The organism is Terrisporobacter mayombei, from assembly GCF_020748465.1.
GTDB lineage: Bacteria > Bacillota > Clostridia > Peptostreptococcales > Peptostreptococcaceae > Terrisporobacter > Terrisporobacter mayombei.
In genome coordinates, this window is the sequence record NZ_JAHZMP010000066.1 from 1 (window position 1) to 574 (window position 574).

Here is a 574-nt window from a genome sequence, read left to right on the forward strand (position 1 = left end):
GTCAGTGAGCGAGGAAGCGGAAGAGCACCGGAAGCGGCATTTTCTCCTTACGCATCTGTGCGGCATTTCACACCCGGCATGGTGCACTTTTCATACAATGCGCCCTGATGCCGCATGATTAAGCCAGTATACACTCCGCTATCGCTACGTGACTGGGTCATGGCTGCGCCCCGACACCCGCTAAAACCCGCTGACGCGCTCTGACGGGCTTGTCTGCTCCCGGCATCCGCTCACAGGCCAGCTGTGACCGTCTCCGGGAGCTGCATGTGTCAGAGGTTTTCACCGTCATCCCCGAAGCGTGCGAGGCAGCTGCGGTAAAGCTCGTCAGCGTGGTCGTGAAGCGCTTCGCAGATGTCAGCCTGGTCGTCGGCGTCCAGTTCATTCAGTTTTTCCAGCAGGGTCAGCGTCTGGCTTCTGATGAAGCGGGCCATGTTAAGGGCGGTTTTTTCCTGTTTAGTCACAGTTCTGTTTCTCCATGTGTGGGGAGTCTGTCGGAGGTTTTTAATGATACCGGTGAAACGCGAAAGGATGCTCACGATACGGGTCACGGATGAGGAACATGCGCGGCTGCTGG

At 57.3% G+C, this 574-nt stretch carries 1 protein-coding gene; it reads right to left on the minus strand.

Annotation, left to right across the window (positions count from 1 at the left end):
* Positions 1–269: 269 nt before the first annotated feature.
* Positions 270–574, minus strand: a 305-nt coding sequence (locus tag K0039_RS24600; RefSeq protein ID WP_438948078.1) for a Rop family plasmid primer RNA-binding protein, incomplete at its 5' end; no start/stop codon positions are given.